The 16,632-nt window shown below is 38.5% G+C and carries 16 protein-coding genes; 11 read left to right on the forward strand and 5 right to left on the reverse strand.

Annotated elements, in window-relative coordinates; all coding sequences use genetic code 11:
• Window positions 1-66 precede the first annotated feature (66 nt).
• The 5 genes from ACFX4G_RS05625 (at window position 67) to ACFX4G_RS05645 (ending at window position 4,159) form a co-directional block, all read left to right on the forward strand.
• Complete coding sequence (locus tag ACFX4G_RS05625) at window positions 67-789, forward strand: riboflavin kinase (protein ID WP_043982631.1); 723 nt, start codon at window positions 67-69, stop codon at window positions 787-789.
• Window position 790: 1 nt separating this feature from the next.
• Complete coding sequence (locus ACFX4G_RS05630) at window positions 791-2,113, forward strand: LLM class flavin-dependent oxidoreductase (protein ID WP_377573237.1); 1,323 nt, start codon at window positions 791-793, stop codon at window positions 2,111-2,113.
• 168 nt (window positions 2,114-2,281) lie between these two features.
• Window positions 2,282-2,785: a hypothetical protein gene (locus ACFX4G_RS05635; RefSeq protein WP_280559529.1), complete on the forward strand. Its 504-nt coding sequence runs from the start codon at window positions 2,282-2,284 to the stop codon at window positions 2,783-2,785.
• Between the two features lie 96 nt (window positions 2,786-2,881).
• Window positions 2,882-3,880 (forward strand): N-acetylmuramoyl-L-alanine amidase family protein, encoded by a 999-nt coding sequence (locus tag ACFX4G_RS05640; RefSeq protein WP_043982098.1) that lies wholly within the window; start codon window positions 2,882-2,884, stop codon window positions 3,878-3,880.
• 84 nt (window positions 3,881-3,964) lie between these two features.
• A complete protein-coding gene (locus tag ACFX4G_RS05645; RefSeq protein ID WP_043982100.1) occupies window positions 3,965-4,159 on the forward strand; it encodes a DUF8096 family protein in 195 nt (64 codons plus the stop codon).
• Window positions 4,160-4,215: 56 nt separating this feature from the next.
• On the opposite strand, the gene ACFX4G_RS05650 is transcribed toward ACFX4G_RS05645, so the two are convergent.
• On the reverse strand, window positions 4,216-4,596 hold the full coding sequence (locus ACFX4G_RS05650) for a plasmid mobilization protein (RefSeq protein ID WP_013056777.1): 381 nt from the start codon (window positions 4,594-4,596) through the stop codon (window positions 4,216-4,218).
• A 472-nt stretch (window positions 4,597-5,068) separates the two neighbouring features.
• Here ACFX4G_RS05650 and ACFX4G_RS05655 point away from each other — a divergent pair, with 472 nt between their 5' ends.
• Entirely contained in the window at window positions 5,069-6,928 is a 1,860-nt protein-coding gene (locus ACFX4G_RS05655; RefSeq protein ID WP_377573241.1) for an N-acetylmuramoyl-L-alanine amidase, read from the forward strand.
• A gap of 139 nt (window positions 6,929-7,067) precedes the next feature.
• A complete protein-coding gene (locus tag ACFX4G_RS05660; RefSeq protein WP_377573244.1) occupies window positions 7,068-7,970 on the forward strand; it encodes a GNAT family N-acetyltransferase in 903 nt (300 codons plus the stop codon).
• Between the two features lie 20 nt (window positions 7,971-7,990).
• On the opposite strand, the gene ACFX4G_RS05665 is transcribed toward ACFX4G_RS05660, so the two are convergent.
• Together ACFX4G_RS05665 and ACFX4G_RS05670 are read right to left on the reverse strand one after the other, a co-directional pair.
• Window positions 7,991-8,536, reverse strand: a complete 546-nt coding sequence (locus ACFX4G_RS05665; RefSeq protein ID WP_014460377.1) for a DUF4825 domain-containing protein — start codon at window positions 8,534-8,536, stop codon at window positions 7,991-7,993.
• Window positions 8,537-8,619: 83 nt separating this feature from the next.
• The gene (locus tag ACFX4G_RS05670; protein ID WP_377573248.1) at window positions 8,620-9,351 is read right to left on the reverse strand and encodes a ZIP family metal transporter; all 732 of its coding nucleotides are present in this window, start codon (window positions 9,349-9,351) and stop codon (window positions 8,620-8,622) included.
• Window positions 9,352-9,635: 284 nt separating this feature from the next.
• Here ACFX4G_RS05670 and ACFX4G_RS05675 point away from each other — a divergent pair, with 284 nt between their 5' ends.
• Window positions 9,636-10,847: a cytochrome P450 gene (locus tag ACFX4G_RS05675; RefSeq protein ID WP_377573251.1), complete on the forward strand. Its 1,212-nt coding sequence runs from the start codon at window positions 9,636-9,638 to the stop codon at window positions 10,845-10,847.
• Between the two features lie 29 nt (window positions 10,848-10,876).
• Here the strand turns inward: ACFX4G_RS05675 and ACFX4G_RS05680 are convergent, their stop codons facing one another.
• Window positions 10,877-11,455 carry an LOG family protein gene (locus tag ACFX4G_RS05680; protein WP_377573254.1) on the reverse strand — a complete coding sequence of 193 codons (579 nt, stop codon included), beginning with the start codon at window positions 11,453-11,455 and terminating at the stop codon, window positions 10,877-10,879.
• A 307-nt stretch (window positions 11,456-11,762) separates the two neighbouring features.
• Here ACFX4G_RS05680 and ACFX4G_RS05685 point away from each other — a divergent pair, with 307 nt between their 5' ends.
• The 3 genes from ACFX4G_RS05685 to ACFX4G_RS05695 all read left to right on the forward strand — a co-directional run bounded on the left by ACFX4G_RS05685 (window position 11,763) and on the right by ACFX4G_RS05695 (window position 15,093).
• Window positions 11,763-13,094 carry an NAD-dependent malic enzyme gene (locus ACFX4G_RS05685; protein ID WP_377573258.1) on the forward strand — a complete coding sequence of 444 codons (1,332 nt, stop codon included), beginning with the start codon at window positions 11,763-11,765 and terminating at the stop codon, window positions 13,092-13,094.
• Between the two features lie 141 nt (window positions 13,095-13,235).
• Window positions 13,236-13,718: a PH domain-containing protein gene (locus tag ACFX4G_RS05690; RefSeq protein ID WP_377573261.1), complete on the forward strand. Its 483-nt coding sequence runs from the start codon at window positions 13,236-13,238 to the stop codon at window positions 13,716-13,718.
• Window positions 13,711-15,093: a PH domain-containing protein gene (locus ACFX4G_RS05695; RefSeq protein ID WP_323618732.1), complete on the forward strand. Its 1,383-nt coding sequence runs from the start codon at window positions 13,711-13,713 to the stop codon at window positions 15,091-15,093. Before ACFX4G_RS05690 ends, ACFX4G_RS05695 begins: the two co-directional genes overlap by 8 nt.
• A 31-nt stretch (window positions 15,094-15,124) precedes the next feature.
• Here the strand turns inward: ACFX4G_RS05695 and ACFX4G_RS05700 are convergent, their stop codons facing one another.
• A complete protein-coding gene (locus ACFX4G_RS05700; RefSeq protein ID WP_323618731.1) occupies window positions 15,125-16,483 on the reverse strand; it encodes a D-serine ammonia-lyase in 1,359 nt (452 codons plus the stop codon).
• Window positions 16,484-16,632 lie beyond the last annotated feature (149 nt).

Genomic DNA, 16,632 nt, shown 5'->3' on the forward strand with positions numbered 1-16,632 from the left:
AATGTGTGACATTGTGCAAAGAACCTTTTATTTTTTACTAGACTTAAGGGAAGAAGGGTGAACGTAGTGAATAGAGGAGCATTAAAAGCTAAAACAAGTAAAAAACTTATTATAAAAGGGCAGGTTGTACCTGGAAGGCAGCAAGGAAGACACTTAGGGTTTCCAACAGCTAATATAGATACTCAGCATGAGGAATTAAAAAATGGCGTGTATGGTGTCCTCGTTCATCTGCGGGGACTTGAACATATAGGAGTTATGAATGTAGGGGTTAAGCCGACATTTGGATCGGAACTATCTAAAACATTTGAGGTTCATATTCTGGATTTTAACGACGTTATTTATGGAGAGACAGTTCAATGCGACGTGATCTTTCGGGTGAGAGGAGAGAAAAAATTCCCTTCTATTGAATTTTTAAAGCATCAAATTAAAGCTGATACGCTACAAGCAAAGGAAAGATTTCAACATATGGGCTATGTATCTAGTGAAGCTACAGCTTCCAAGCTAGGGCAAGCGAGATATTTAAATCTGCCTGATCTCCAGTTTTTTAATTGGTGCCACAGTCAATTCAGAGTCAATAAAGGGATTTACAATACAATTGATCAATGGTTTTATGACGAAGGAATTGAAAATATTCATCCTAGAAGAGTTCACGTTATCGCTTTTTTGCAATTTGCACAAGAAGGAAATGGAAGAAAGACAGAAAAAGAAGGAGTCCTTCGCTTTGGAGCAGGCGGTTTAACCAATCAATTACGAGAATTTATGAATGGGTATGAAAAAGGAGAATGGTAATATGACACATCAAGGACAATTAAAGCTAGGGGCTATTATTCATGGAGTCGGAGGTAATATGGGGGCGTGGAGACATTCTGAAATTTTGTCAGATGCCAGCGTTAATTTCGGTTTTTACAAGCAGCAGGCTCAAAAAGCGGAGGAAGGAAAATTTGATTTAGTGTTCATTGCCGATGGGTTATATATCAATGAAAAATCGCTTCCGCATTTTTTGAATCGTTTTGAACCTCTTACTATTCTATCAGCACTTGCTTCTGTCACTTCTCATATTGGTTTAGTCGGCACTCTATCGACTTCGTATAGCGAGCCGTTTACGGTGGCTAGACAATTCGCTTCACTTGATCATATTAGCAGCGGCCGAGCGGGATGGAATGTTGTAACATCTCCATTAGAAGGATCTGCGCTTAACTATGGAAAAGAGCACCCCACTCATGACAAACGCTATAGAATAGCTGAAGAGTTTCTAGAAGTAACAAAGGGATTATGGGATTCTTGGGAAGATGATGCATTTATTCGAAATAAAGAAACCGGACAATTTTTTGAGGAGAAAAAGCTGCACCGATTGCATCATAAAGGCGAATTTTTCTCTGTAGAAGGTCCGTTAAACATTGGGCGCTCAGCTCAGGGGCAGCCCGTAGTGTTTCAAGCAGGATCTTCTGAAAGCGGAAAAGATTTAGCAGCAAAAACGGCTGACGCAGTGTTTACGGGACAAGACAATTTAGAAGAAGCAAAAGCTTTTTACCAAGATGTAAAATTGAGAGCTGCAGCGCAAGGACGCAATGAAAACGAACTTTTAATTTTTCCGGGAATTGGTCCTATAATTGGTAGTACAAACGAAGAAGCCGAAAGAAAATATGAAGAACTTTCTCAATTGGTGACGATTGAACATGCGCTAAACTACTTAGGACGCTTTTTCGATCATTTTGATTTTTCACAGTTTCCATTAGATGATGCATTTCCTGACTTGGGGGATATAGGGAATAATAGTTTCCGCAGTACAACCGACAAAATTAAAGAAAACGCCAAAAAATATAAGTGGACACTGCGAGAAGCAGCGCTGCGAATTGCTACACCTAAAACACAATTTATTGGGACGCCAGAGCATATCGCTAATTTGATGGAACAGTGGTTCGAAGAAAAAGGAGCTGACGGCTTTATTATCCATTCAAGCGTTCCGCATGGCTTAGATGACTTTGTTGAACATGTTGTACCGATACTGCAAGAAAGAGGCCTGTATCGTACAGAATACGAAGGGAGTACGTTAAGAAGTAACTTGCAGTTGAATGTTCCTAAAAATCGCTACACACAGGTAAAAGTTAACTGAAGTGGATTCAAAGAGACTCGAAGGAGTCTCTTTTTTAATATTTTTAATATTAAAAATATGGTAAAATTCTTTTTGTAGGTTATTCGTTTCAGTTCATAAGGCCTAAAGGGTTTTGAATACCCGGAAAGGAGTCAAATGGAAAAAAGACATAAAAGTAAGAAGAAGCGTATGATCATTTCGGTATCTTTATCCGTTTTTTTAGTCGGGGGAGGAGCGACAGGATGGATATTGTACCAAAACGGAAAAATTCCTTTTTTATCACAGCAAAGTATAAAGGCAAGTGCCATTAAAGTGGATCAACAAAAAGTTGATAAGCTGGAAAGCAGCGATCAGCAGGCAAAAGACTTTATTGCTGAACATCATGACGTACTAAATGATTTGACGGGGTGGAGTGCCATTGAGCATCCAGACTGGCCTGCCGTACAAGAAGAAGCCACAGCCATTAATAATACAATTGGCACGATTGAAGTAAAAGATTCTGTTTTAAAGAAAGACTTTCAGCATATGGAGAAGCTCGCTGGACAGCTAGAGCAGACGAAAGATCAAGCACTGTTAAAAAAGCTTCATCGTTATTTTCATGACTTAGATGTTGTGATCAATGAAGACGATGGATCAAATACATATTTTGATGTTACCAGCTATGGTAAATCAGTTGTAAAGACTTCTAAATGAGTCATAGTAAAAAGCTTTATACATAAAAGTAGTTTTATATAACAAACGTCTTCGCTTATTCATGCATATGCTACGGATAAGGAGGAGACAGGTTATATGAAAAAAATTTATTTAGATGCAGGTCACGGAGGGGCAGATCTAGGGGCTGTCGCCAGCGGGTTATATGAAAAAGACTTAGTGTTAGCTGTTCAACAGTACATCATCTCTTTTCTTTCTACTCACTATGAAGGATTTTCTCTTTGTACAACGCGTACAACCGATGTGTTTTTGTCATTAAATGAACGGGTCAACAAAGCCAATGCGTGGGGTGCTGATGTATACTTATCTATTCATATAAATTTAGGCGGCGAAACGGGATATGAAGATTTTATTTATAGCAAAAATATAAATAACCAAACCATTGTGTTACGAAACGATATTCACGATCATGTGAAATTTGTTCTCACTAAATACAATCACTTTAACCGAGGCAGGAAATTGGCTAATCATAGTGTGTTAAGACGTTCCTATATGCCGTCTGTACTAACTGAAATCGGGTTTATTGATACAGAACACGATGCAAAGCTCTTAAAAAATCCTCAATTTCTAAAAGATATGGGGGTGGCATATGCACAAGGGATTGCGCAGTTTTTAAACTTGGAGTCTAAATCTACAAATTCTGTGGGAGATTCTGACGAGGAAGGTTTTCTAAAGCCTACTTTTTTATATAAACCTTTATGGATAAAAACAACCGAGGATACGGAGACGTATAAGGATGCAAATATGTCAGAGAGAACAGGTTATTTAAAAAAGAATACCTTCTTTCAAGTTTATGGTGAAACACGTGCAGCTTGGGTGATGGATGGACAACATTTTATTGAAAAAAAAGATACAATCATTGAAGGAGAAACCATCACAACTGCGGAATTAACAAAAGAGAATATGGAAACATTAAAAGTGTTTGTGACAAAAGAGAAATTAGAAACAGCCGTAACCTTTTCCAAAGAAGGAGCCGCGGCAGCCATCATTACCCTTCGCGATAAAAAAATACTGAATGTAAAAGCATTTTTAGATAGAGAAAATTGGTGGTACAAAGCTGAACGGATAAAAAAATAGTGAAAAAACCTGCTTGTTTTTTGAAGCTTTCACCCTAGTAATTTTACTTATTTTTGATAGAATATAAAGAGCTGAATCGTAAAGATGCATAAAGGTGTGATGGAAATGGAAGAGCAACAAGAAGCGATTGATTTAACAAAAATATATGTATATGAGGAGTTTCCGGATAAAGTTGCAGGCAGATGCGATAACTGTGGACATGTGAAATTTAAAAGCTTAGTAAAAGACTTTATTTTTATCCGTACATGCGCAAAGTGCGGCATGAAAAAAAGCATTTAAATCCCTACTTCTTTATAAAAAACGCTCTTTTCTGAAATGAAAAGAGCGTTTTTTCTCTATTTAACGTATAAATGATCGCTAAGCTGCTCTGAAATAGTCTCTACATCTTCTTGTACATGTTTTTGTTTTTTCATCATTTCTAGTAGGATTTCTTCAAGATTCTGTGAATGGTTTTGCTTATCTTTTGGTTTATGTAAGTACTTTGCAATTTGATGCATATTATTGCTTAGCCGGCTTAGTTCAGACTCAATCTTTCGCAGGTTAACCAATAGTTCCACACCTGCTTCTTTGCCGATTAAAGGAGGCTTAACTTTTCCATCCATAATAAATTTTCGAATGAGAGACGTTCGTTTTAAATTATAGTGTTCAATAAGTTCCTCTAATTTTTCTTTTTCTTCTTCATTCAACTTAATTGCTGGAATGCTGTGTCCTCTCATAAGGTATCTCCTTTCAAGAGCAGTTCTTGCTGCGTTCAATCATATGTAAACATTCTCTTGTCTTTAATAATAGCAACCTTTTCCATGGTTAACTATGGTGAAAAGTTACTAAAATGTCGAACGTACAGTCTGTTAAAAAACTGGTAAATTAAGAAATTTGGTTTAGTAATAGTTGAATTATAGAAGGAATGTCATTATCTACAATATTGCTGCTTTATTAAAAAGGCAGCAAAAGGGATGAATGGACCGCTGTTGTACTCAACCATTTTTGAGAGCGCAGCTTTAAAGAAGAGGGATGATTTTTATGATTTTTTCCTCATACCACATCTTTCCTCCTAGTAACTCTGTCGAATCTTCTAGACTATTGTCTCAAGGGAATAGAAAGAAAGAAGACGAAATGGTTGAGAACGAGGTAAAGTCATATTATGTCTTTATTGACCTCATTTACATACTTTACGGGGGAGGAATACGTTTGAAACTAAAAAAAAGATTAAAACTAAATAAGATAGGGGTAGCCATGCTTACGGCTGGTGTCATATGTACAGCTTATATGCCCCTTCATACGCTGCAAAAGCCTGTAGTCGCTTTGGCGGCAGAGAATCAGTCAGATTCTTTAGAGCGAGCATTTGCACAAGCATCTAAAGAATTTGGTGTGCCAGCTTCGCTTTTAAAAGCAATTTCCTACAACAAGTCGCGCTGGGAAAGTCATAATGGAAAACCTAGTGCAGCCGGGGGATACGGTCTTATGCATTTAACAGACATCCCTTCTTTAGAAGATGGAAAAGGAAACGGAGCTGTGCCTTCAAAACCAGCATATGATAAACAGCAAACTCTCTCCTTAGCTGCTAAGCTGCTTAACTCAGATAAAGAAAGATTAAAAAAAGATCCTGTGCAAAATATTCGCGGTGGCGCTGCTGTGCTGGCTTTTATCGCAAAAGACAAAAATGGAAACATACCGTCCACTGATCAAAAATGGTACGATGCAGTCGCCGCTTACAGTGCTTCTCAGGATAAGGAAAACGCTCAAGTATTTGCCGATGATGTATATGAAACGTTGGAAAAAGGAGCAGAGCATACAACATCAGACGGACAGCATCTTAAAATTTCCCCTCAAAATATAGATATGTCGATTCCTCGTGCTGAAAATTCCAATACGAATAAAGCGGATTGTCCGGTATCTTTAAAATGTGAATACATCCCTGCATTTTACGGGAAATTCAGCGAAAGTGCTTCAGATTACGGAAACTATGATATTGCAAACCGTCAAAAATCAGATGTTCGCTATATTGTTATTCATGATACAGAAGTAAGTTATGATGGAACGATTGATTTGTTTGCTAACCCTAATAGAGCCGCTGCAAACTATGTAATCCGTTCAAGTGATGGTCACATCGCACAGATGATCCATAACAAAGACGTAGCATGGCATGCAGGAAACTGGTATTTTAATACACACAGTATTGGAATTGAACATGAAGGATTCGCCCTTGAAGGATCTACTTGGTTTACGGAAGAAATGTATCGTTCTTCGGCAAGACTCGTACGCCACCTTGCCAAAGAATATAATATTCCATTAGACCGAGCTCATATTATTGGTCATGATGAGGTGCCGGGTTTGTCTCCTAAGGCTCAATCAGGTATGCATTCAGATCCCGGGCCGTTTTGGGATTGGGGGCACTACATGGATTTAGTAGGAAGCCCAGTCGAGCGCCAGCATACAAACAAACTAGCCGTTACGATTAATCCAGTCTTTCAAAACAATCAGCCAGAAGTATCAGATGCACCAAAGCAGCCGGCCAACTTTGTGTATTTGCATCAAGCTCCCAGCAATGATTCACCGCTGCTGAATGAGCCTGCAGCTTCAGGGCCTGGAACGAAACAAACGTTAGACTGGGGAAGCAAAGCAGTAACTGGACAAACGTATGCAGTAGCTGAGACAAAAGGAGAATGGACAGCGATTTGGTACGGAGGGCAAAAAGCCTGGTTTTACAATCCGCATAATAAAAATACAAGTAAAGGTACAGGCATATTATTAACGCCAAAACCAGGAAAAGAAAGCATTCAAGTGTATGGAGGAGCTTTTCCTGAAGCTTCGGCCTATCCCTCTAATATACCAGTTAAAGACATGGTGCCACTTCAGTACACAATCTCTCCAGACCAGGTGTACGTGGGGGTAGAAAAAGTAAGGAGTGACTATTACTATGCACCAACTTTTACAACAAATCCAAACGATCACAAAATGATTGCTGGAAAAGACGAATATTATCAAATTTATTTTAATCACCGCTATGCGTTTGTGAAAGCTTCGGATGTAGAGGTTAAAAAACAATAGAATAGACTGTTAAAAGAAAGGAAGAGACAGGGTGTTTAAACGGTATGTCTCTTTCTTTTCTTTCAAAAGCCACAAAAATTCAGAATGTTATTGATGCTTTTTTAGCTTATTATCTTTTTAAAAAAGGAAGGAATGTCCTGTGATTATAATTAAGCCTCTAAGCCAGTGTTCTTTTTCTGATGCGCTACAAGCATTTAATAAAGGTTTTGAAGATTATTATCTTCCCCTTGAGCTGTCACTAGATCAATTCACTTATAGATTTGGTTTGGATCAGTTATCTGTCGATCATTCTTTTGTCGCTTTTTATAATGAAACACCAGCTGGAATTATGTTAAATGGAATAAAAAGAGTCAAAGGAAAAAAACATGCTTGGAATGGAGGTACAAGCGTAGCCTTACCCTACCGAAAAATGGGAATTGGAGAAGCCTTGCTAAAAGCTACACTTGAGAGATATCAACAGCAAGGAGTAGTAGAAGCCAGTCTGGAAGCATTTAAAGTGAATGAAAAAGCCATTCACCTTTATCAGAAATACGGATATGAAATCGTAGATACGCTTTTATTTCTAAAGCATAGAGGTAGTTTTCCCGCTTCTTTACTTAAAAAGAAAAATCAGCTTGCGTATTCGATAAAGAGAAAACTTGCAAAAGATATTCAGAACCTACCCTTTTATACATACGACGTTCCGTGGAAAAATCAATTCGACTGTATTCGTGATGGAGAATCGTTTATTGCGTTGAATGAAAAAAACGAAGAAGTGGGCTATCTGTTATTTCAAAAGAATTTTTCTTCCATAGGCATCGTGAATTCCGTTACTTTTTATCAAGGAAGCGTTAAGGAACATATCTCAAATTCAGAGGACATTCTGGGCTTTTTATTAGCAACCATTTTTAATATGTATGGACCAATTGCTTACAATACATATAATGTACCTGAAAAAAGAAATAGCTTACTCGTGAAAATGTTAAAATCATTTGGTTTCCAAGATTTATATACAGATGAAAGAATCAAACTTGAGCAGGTGTTTATGAAAAAACAACTTTAAAAAGCGGCCATGGGCCGCTTTTACTGCATTTCCGTAATTGGATGTGCATCATAAAATTCCTCGATTTTTTCTTGCTGTCCTTCGAATTTTTCTTTCCATACTTGTTTCGCGTCGTTATAATTCCCCAGATCTCTTCCGTAGAAGTCGGTTAACTCTTTTCGAGTAATGGTGATTGTCTGAGGAACAGTCGTATTAATAGTAAAGTGAACGCTGTCAGCATTTTGTACGGCAGAAAGTAAGATGGTTGCGTTATGTAAAAGTATGCGTTTAGTTTTCACAGACGTCCAGCTTTTTTCAAACGTATGCTGATTATTTATTGCAGCGTAATTAATTGCTAAGTAGTAAGGTTTTTGCGCATCTTGAAAGGTTATACCTTTTAAATAAACGTGTCCTGGAAGCTTATTTGTAATTTCCTCTACTGAAGCCTCATGTTTTGAAGAAGAAGTATGTTGAATAGAAGAAGCAGAGACTCTTTCGGCAGACAGATTATTATGAGGTGCATAGGCACACCCTGATAGGCAAGTGAGCACTGTGCAAAGTGTAAGAGAAGCATATATTTTTTTCATAATGGTAACTCCTTTTGTTTATATCTACTTGTAAAGACGAAAGACCTATATATTTTGTTTCATACAAAATATAAGTTTATTCATTAAAAAGACATATAATCCAAAATAATAGAAGTTAATAACCCTAATGAAGCAATAAAACCAATAACAGGACCACCTTCTTCAAAAGCTTCTGGCAACATTGTAGAAGCAACCATTGCCACAATTCCACCACCGGCGAATGAGGCAATAAAGCCCATCATGTTTGGGGTAGCGTCTTGAAGAAATAGATATCCAATCCAAGAACAAAGAGCTGATATAAAGAAGACAGAAAGCCATAATGAAAAAATTTTCTTTCGCTTGTATTGGCTTTTTAGTAGTCCGCTTGTCCCGGAGATTCCTTCCGGTATATTGCTGATAAAAATAGAAACAACAAGCAGCCAGCTAACGTGGTGCTGTTCAATCAAACTTGCGCCAATCATCAGTGACTCAGGTATAGCATCCATAATGGTACCAATAAAAATGGCTAGTCCTGAGCTAGCGGGGACTAGATGGTCTGAACGTTTTCTTTTGTGAGCGCCTTTTTTAGCTAAGGACATGTCAAGAAGAGTAAAAAGTGCTGCGCCTGTTAAGAATCCTAAAGAAGAAGCAATAATTCCTGCTTCTTTTACCGAATCTTGAATGAGCTCGTAAGCAGCAGCTCCTAACAAAACGCCCGTGCCAAAAGCCATAATATAAGCAGTCAACTGTTTTTTTAAAGGTACAAAAATGGCTATAATAGCTCCAATTAATACAGCTGAGCCTGAGACACCACCCCACATAAGGGCATCTATCACATGAGATCCCTACTTTCTTGCGTACTTATTTGTAGTGTAACCATCTATGTGATTATTATGAAATAAGATAAAAGAACTAAAAAATGGAAAAGAATCACTGATTTAGACCTTAAATAAAATAAGTCTTCTGTATAATTGACAAAATTTTCTGATTATGTCCGTTGAAAGTGAAAAAACCTTGTGATAGTCTGATCAAAAGATATAAAGATGGAAAAAAATTCTTTCATCTGTAGAAGATTAAAAAACTTAACGAGGTTACTTTTAAACGAAAGAAGGAAGACGAGATGAACCCAAAAGCAGTGAAAAGAGAAAATCGTTATGCTAACTTAATTCCTATGCAAGAAATCACATCCGTCGAACAGCAGCTTTACCCATTTGACGTTTATAACAGTCTGCGTCAAGAGGCACCCATTCGTTACGATGAAAGCCGAAACTGCTGGGATGTATTTGATTATGAAACAGTAAAGTATATTTTAAAAAACCCGTCGCTTTTTTCATCCAAACGAGCAATGGAAGAACGCCAAGAAAGTATTCTAATGATGGACCCTCCAAAACATACAAAGTTACGAAATTTAGTAAACAAAGCTTTTACGCCAAGAGCTATTCAGCACTTGGAGGGTCATATTGAAGAGATTGCAGATTATTTATTAGATGAAGTAAGCAGCAAAAAAAAGTTTGATATAGTAGAAGACTTTGCTGGACCACTGCCGATTATTGTAATAGCAGAGCTGCTAGGAGTACCAATACAAGACCGAGCACTGTTTAAAAAGTACTCCGATGACTTAGTGAGCGGTGCCGAAAATAATTCAGACGAAGCTTTTGCGAAAATGATGCAAAAGCGTAATGAAGGCGTGCTTTTTTTGCAAGGGTATTTTAAAGAAATTATCGCCGAGCGTCAGAGAAAGAAACAAGAAGATCTGATTTCGCTGCTTTTAGAAGCAGAAATTGACGGCGAGCAATTAACAGAAGAGGAAGTACTGGGATTTTGTATTTTATTGCTAGTAGCAGGTAATGAGACAACGACAAACTTAATTACGAACGGAGTCCGATATATGACAGAAGACTTAGACGTGCAGAATGAAGTTCGTCAAGACATATCGCTAGTTCCGAACCTGGTGGAAGAAACGCTTCGCTATTATCCTCCTATTCAAGCGATTGGACGCATAGCCGCTGAAGATGTAGAACTTGGAGAGTGTAAAATTAAAAAAGGGCAGCAGGTAATTAGCTGGGCAGCAAGTGCAAATAGAGATTCAGTTAAGTTTGAACGTCCTGACACTTTTGTCGTGCATCGTAAAACAAATCCTCACGTGAGCTTTGGATTCGGCATCCATTTTTGCTTAGGAGCACCGCTAGCCAGAATGGAAGGGAAAATTGCCTTTACTAAGCTACTAGAAAAAGGGGAATTTTCCAAAGTTCAGAATCAGTCTTTAAAGCCAATAGACAGCCCTTTTGTTTTTGGCGTAAAAAAATATGAAATTGCTTTTAATAATGCTTAAAAAGCGAGCGCAAATGATGCGCTTGCTTTTTAGTGTTCAGTGTTCCATTTTTGTTCTTCTAAAGGAGACGTGTAGGTGTCCATTGAAGAGATAAGCTGTTTGGGAGTATCAGAAATGTTGATGAGACGGATAGCAGAATCCGTAGAAAACCCTTCATCTACGGCATGCTGAACCATTTGCATAAGCGGGTTGTAGTAGCCGTTCACATTTAATAACCCCACTGGTTTTTTATGTATGCCAATTTGAGCCCAGCAAAGAGCTTCAAACAATTCTTCAAACGTCCCAAAACCTCCAGGAAGTGCAATGTAACCATCAGCTAGCTCGTGCATAGTTGCCTTTCGCTCATGCATGCTTTCTACTTCGATGAGTTCTGTCAGCGCGGTATGAACAATTTCACCGCTAAACAAACCGCGGGGCATAATGCCGATGACTTCGCCTCCATGCTGAAGCATTTCATTTGCGACTTCTCCCATCAGTCCCATTCGTGAGCCTCCGTAAATCAGCCGGTAGTTTTTTTGGGCCATGTAGCGTCCTAGTGAGACGGCGGCCTCTTTATATTCTGTTTTTATTCCAGCGCTCGATCCTGCAAATACACAAATTGATTTCAATTGCTTCACTCCTTTGTTTCTTCTCTATATAAGTCTTTTCTGTTTATGAAGAACAAATTCCTTCTTAATAATTTATGAATTTTCACAATGTCATCGCTTGATTATTCTAAAAACTTTGCTTATAATCAAAGCGAAACAGCTTTTTGAAAGCGTTATCTACTTCTTTTTTTTATGGAAAAGACAGTACGCATAGATCTACTTGTAAGATAAGTAGATAACATGAACTTATGGGGAATTTGAGCGTTTTAAACGCTTCATTTAGTAAGCAGACGTACTTGCAAGATTAGGACAAGGGGGATATGGGGATATGATGAATAATTTAATACGCACATTAATGGTACAAACACCGACTGTACCGGGAAACTTAGGAAGAGTAGCAACAGCTATTGGAAATGTTGGAGGGGACATTGGCGAGGTTGAAACCGTTAAAGTAGGACATAACTACACCATGAGAAGCATTACGGTTCAAGTAGAAAGTGAAGACCAGCTTGAGGAATTGCTTGAAGCGGTTCGCAGTTTAGAAGGCATTACTTTACATACAGTATCAGATGAAGTTCTTCATGCGCATGAAGGCGGTAAAATTCAAATGAAAAGCAAAATGAAAATTGAGTCGATCGCTGACTTAAGAAGAGTGTATACACCAGGTGTAGCAAACGTTTGCCGTGCTATTCAGGAACAGCCCGACAAAGCTAAAATTTATACGAGCATTGGAAACACGGTTGCGATTGTAACGGATGGCACCGCTATATTAGGGTTAGGAAATATTGGTCCAGTTGCAGGAATGCCCGTTATGGAAGGAAAAGCTGCGTTATTTGATCAGCTTGCCAATGTGAACGCTATCCCCATTTTGTTGAATGTAAATGAGCCGGAAGAAATCATTCAAACGGTTAAAAATATTTCACCGGGATTTGGCGGAATTTTACTAGAAGATATAGGGTCGCCTCACTGCTTTGAAATTGAAGAACGTTTAAAAGAAGAGCTCGATATTCCAGTTATGCATGATGATCAACACGGAACAGCAGTTGTGACGCTAGCAGCAGCTATCTCAGCTTGTCGCAGCACAGGTGTGAATTTGAAAGAAGCAAAAGTAGGGCAGATTGGCTTAGGAGCTGCCGGTATCGCTACTTGCAGAATGTTCATGGCTTACGGTGTCAAACAGGTGATAGGAGCTGATAAGTCTCCTGAAGCGAATGAGCGCTTAGTCAGCTATGGTGGAAAAGTAGCGGATTCATTAGAAGAGCTTATGGAGAACTGTGATATTGTTATCGCAACAACAGGTGTACCTGACTTAATACAAAAAGAATGGATCCGAAAAGGGCAAATCATTCTAGCACTTTCTAATCCAAAGCCAGAAATTGAACCTGAAGATGCTCTTGAAGCAGGAGCTATTTACGCTACTGACGGAAGGTCAGTGAATAATGTACTTGGCTTCCCAGGTATTTTCAGAGGAGTGTTAAATGCAGGTGTGCGCGATATTACGCATACGATGCTTGTAGCTGCAGCTGAAGCCATTGCGAATTCAACGCGTCCAGGCGATTTAGTTCCTCACCCTCTTAATCTAGCTGTACATGAAGCAGTATCTGAAGCAGTTGAAAGAGCGGCTGTTGTACACGGAGAGAAAGACGGCGTTTATCGATAACAAACAAGGCTGCCTCGAAATAGGCAGCCTTGTTTGTTTTTATCAAAAAATAATAAGAAAATAGCAAACTATGAAACTTTTTTCCTTTTTTAACGTAATATAGTAATAGAAATAGTAAAAAAGGTAGAGAAAGGAGTTTTTATGGAGTTTGAACATTTAAAAGGCAAATTGCCCCTCGAGGCTAAAAAAGCAATGCGCTGGCAATCCATTTTTACGCATAGTCTGTGGCTTCTTGCAACAGCGGGTTATTTTCTACTCGTTTATTTTTTTGATTGGTGGTCAATTATTGGATGGATATCAGCTGGACTATTAGTCGTGAGCTTTATCATATATACAATTATAGCTCCAAATGTATATATGAATGTATATTCATATGAAGTTACAGATACTCAAATTGATGTACAAAGAGGGCTATTCGTCTGGTATCATACGAAAATTCCGCTTGTGAAAGTGCAGCACGTTGAAACGTTGACAGGGCCGATTTTTCGAAAATTTGACTTGGCATCTGTTAAAATCATCACAGCAGCTGGAAGCGTCGAAATTCCTGCACTTGTACAAGGAGATGCTGAAGCACTGCGAGAGTATATTGCTAGACTAGCAGAGGTAGATGATGAAGATGAGTAAGCGGCTGCATCCGCTATATATTGCAATAGCATTTATTGAACATATAAAAAATAATATCCTGCCTTTTGTGTTTGTATTTATTGTCAATCGGCACCTATTGTTTACATATTGGTGGGCAACGCTATTAGCGGGAGGCGTAGTCGCTTTATTTGCTTTTTTTACTTGGAAGGAATTTCGTTACGAGGTAACAGAAACGGAAGTGCGTCTGTATAAAGGGATTTTTAAAAAAGAAAAACGATTTATTCAACGCAATCGCATTCAATCGATTCAGTTAGATCAGCCGTTTGTTTTTAGAATTCTTCGCTTAGCCCGGCTTCGTATTGACACGGCCAGCAGCGGTACGGATGCTGAAATTGATTTATCTGGTATTTCACTAAAAGAAGCGCACCATCTTAAAGATACGTTAAAGCTGTCGGGGAGTCAGCCGGAAATAAGGGAAAAAAGTCCTGAACGTACGATGAAAGTGTCGGTGAAACAGCTGGCGTTAGCTGCTGCGTTTTCCGGGAATTTTGGCTATATATTTGCTGCTCTTGGTTTTCTCTATCAGTATATTGATACGTATATCAACCGCTGGGTGAAGACAGCTTACGAAGAAGTGATTCATCAATCGATGCTTGGTTTATTTGTATTAGTGGCTGTAATTGTGGTGCTTGCTTATTTGCTGTCTATTGTTTTATATGTAATACGATTTGGCGGTTTTACAGTAGAGCGCTACGATCATTATCTACATATTAAATACGGATTGTTAAATAAGAAATCCCTTACGATTCCTTTTCATAAAATACAGGCTGTTACGATAGAGGAAGGGTTGGTCCGGCGCTTATTTGGATGGTCTTCCGTTTCGTTAAACGTCGTAACCTCTGATTTAAAAGAAAAGGTCTATTTACACCCGTTTATCCAGCAAAAAGAGATTTCAACATTAATGAACGTATATGTGCCGCACTATGAATATATAAAGTGTCCAAGAAATACAGCGATTCAATATGCGTGGTATCCATTACTATTACCGGTCTTGTTATTTGCGGCAGCAGGGATTGGCATTAGCTTTTGGAAATCAATGTTTGTGTGGATTATTGCTGTGCTATGCCTTATATACGTACTTATTCACTGGTTAGGTTATCGTCAAGGCGGCTTGATGATGAACGATGTATTTGTCAGTATTCGATCGCAGTTTTTAACACGAAAAACAACGATTATTAGAAGGAAGAAAATAGAAGAAATTGAGGTGTTTGCAGGCACTTTTTTATGGAAAAAAGGATACAGGAAAATAAAAATTGCAACTATGGGTACAAGCGGCAGCTATAAGTCCGGATATTTTCCATTTGAGATTTGGCATCCTATCTTTCTGCAAGCTACTTCGGCTAAAAAGGCATGAAGAACATCATTGTTCTCCATGCCTTTTGACGTTATCTATTCATTAAATTTTTTCCTTGCTCGTAATAGCTGTTCATCACTTCAATTGGCACCATACTGCCTCCAGTTGACCATACAAGGTGAGTAGCTTTTGACATATCGTTTTCTAGTCCTTGCGCTTGTATATAGGAAGACCCGCTTTCCATCAGGTGGAGAGGTCCTTGTAAACCAGCCGCTGCTGAAGGTTCTATATACATATTTTCACGATTGGCTAGCTCATAAATAAATCGGAAAAGCTGATCATCTTCTACGGTATAAATTCCGCTAATAAGCGATTTTATCGTTTCACCTACAAAGCTAGATGGCCTTCCTACAGCTAGTCCATCGGCAGCTGTTACATTGTCAAGTCCAATATCCGTAACGGAAATGCCGTCATGCAGCTTGGTCATTAATCCAAGCAGCATGCAAGGAGAGTGAGTAGGTTCAGCAAAAAAGCAGTGAACGTGATCACCGTATATTGCTTTTAGTCCAAACGTAATACCGCCAGGACCTCCGCCTACTCCGCAAGGTAAATAGACAAATAAAGGGTGTTCGGCGTCTACTTGAATCCGCTGCTCGGCTAGCTGCTTTTTCAAACGTAAAGCCGCAACGGAATAACCGAGAAATAAATCTCTAGACTGCTCATCGTCAATAAAATGACATGCGGGGTCTGCTTCGGCTTGCTTTCGTCCTTCCTCCACGGCTTTTCCGTAGTCAGACTGATATTCAATAACGGTTACACCTTTAGAACGAAGCAGATCTTTTTTCCACTTTTTAGCGTCCGCTGACATATGGACGGTGACGTTAAAGCCGAGAGTAGCGCTCATAATACCAATGCTTAAACCTAAATTACCGGTAGATCCTACTGCAATAGAATAAGAAGAAAATAACTTTTTACATCGTTCTTCAGCTAGAAGAGCGTAGCTGTCTTCCTCGGTAAGCAGTCCTTCTTTGATAGCAAGACTTTCAGCAAATTTTAATACTTCATAAATGCCGCCTCTTGCTTTAATAGAACCTGATATGGGAAGATCATGATCGCATTTCATCAGTAATTTTCCTTGCAGCATGTTATTCATTTGTTGATTTAAATAGTCTTTCATGTATGCAACTTCTTGAAGAGGTGATTCAATGATTCCTTTTGATGCTTTCAGCTCCGGAAAAGCGATTTGAAGAAAAGAAGAAAAGCGAGAAAGTCGTTCTTTTGCATCTTTTATATCTTTGGTATGTAAAGAAAGAGAAGAAAGTGCTTTTTGAGCAGGTTTTATATAAGGATTTATCCAAAGTATTTCCTGTTTATTGATTAAAGGTGTTAATAAAGGATATTCATGCATCCATGTAGCAAGGGGTTTTTGGTGAAATAAATGAGTTGTCATAAAAGCTCCTTTCGCAATATGTTATTTCCTTTATATGTATAGTACCAAGAATAGAAGAAGTTGAAAACGAAAATATCAAAAAGCAGAACGCACATTTTAACCACCTCTTGTATACTAATAAAGATAATCTATACAACTGCATAGAAAAA

The sequence above is a fragment of the Priestia sp. YIM B13486 genome, from assembly GCF_042787865.1.
In the GTDB taxonomy this organism is placed as follows: Bacteria; Bacillota; Bacilli; order Bacillales; family Bacillaceae_H; genus Priestia; species Priestia megaterium.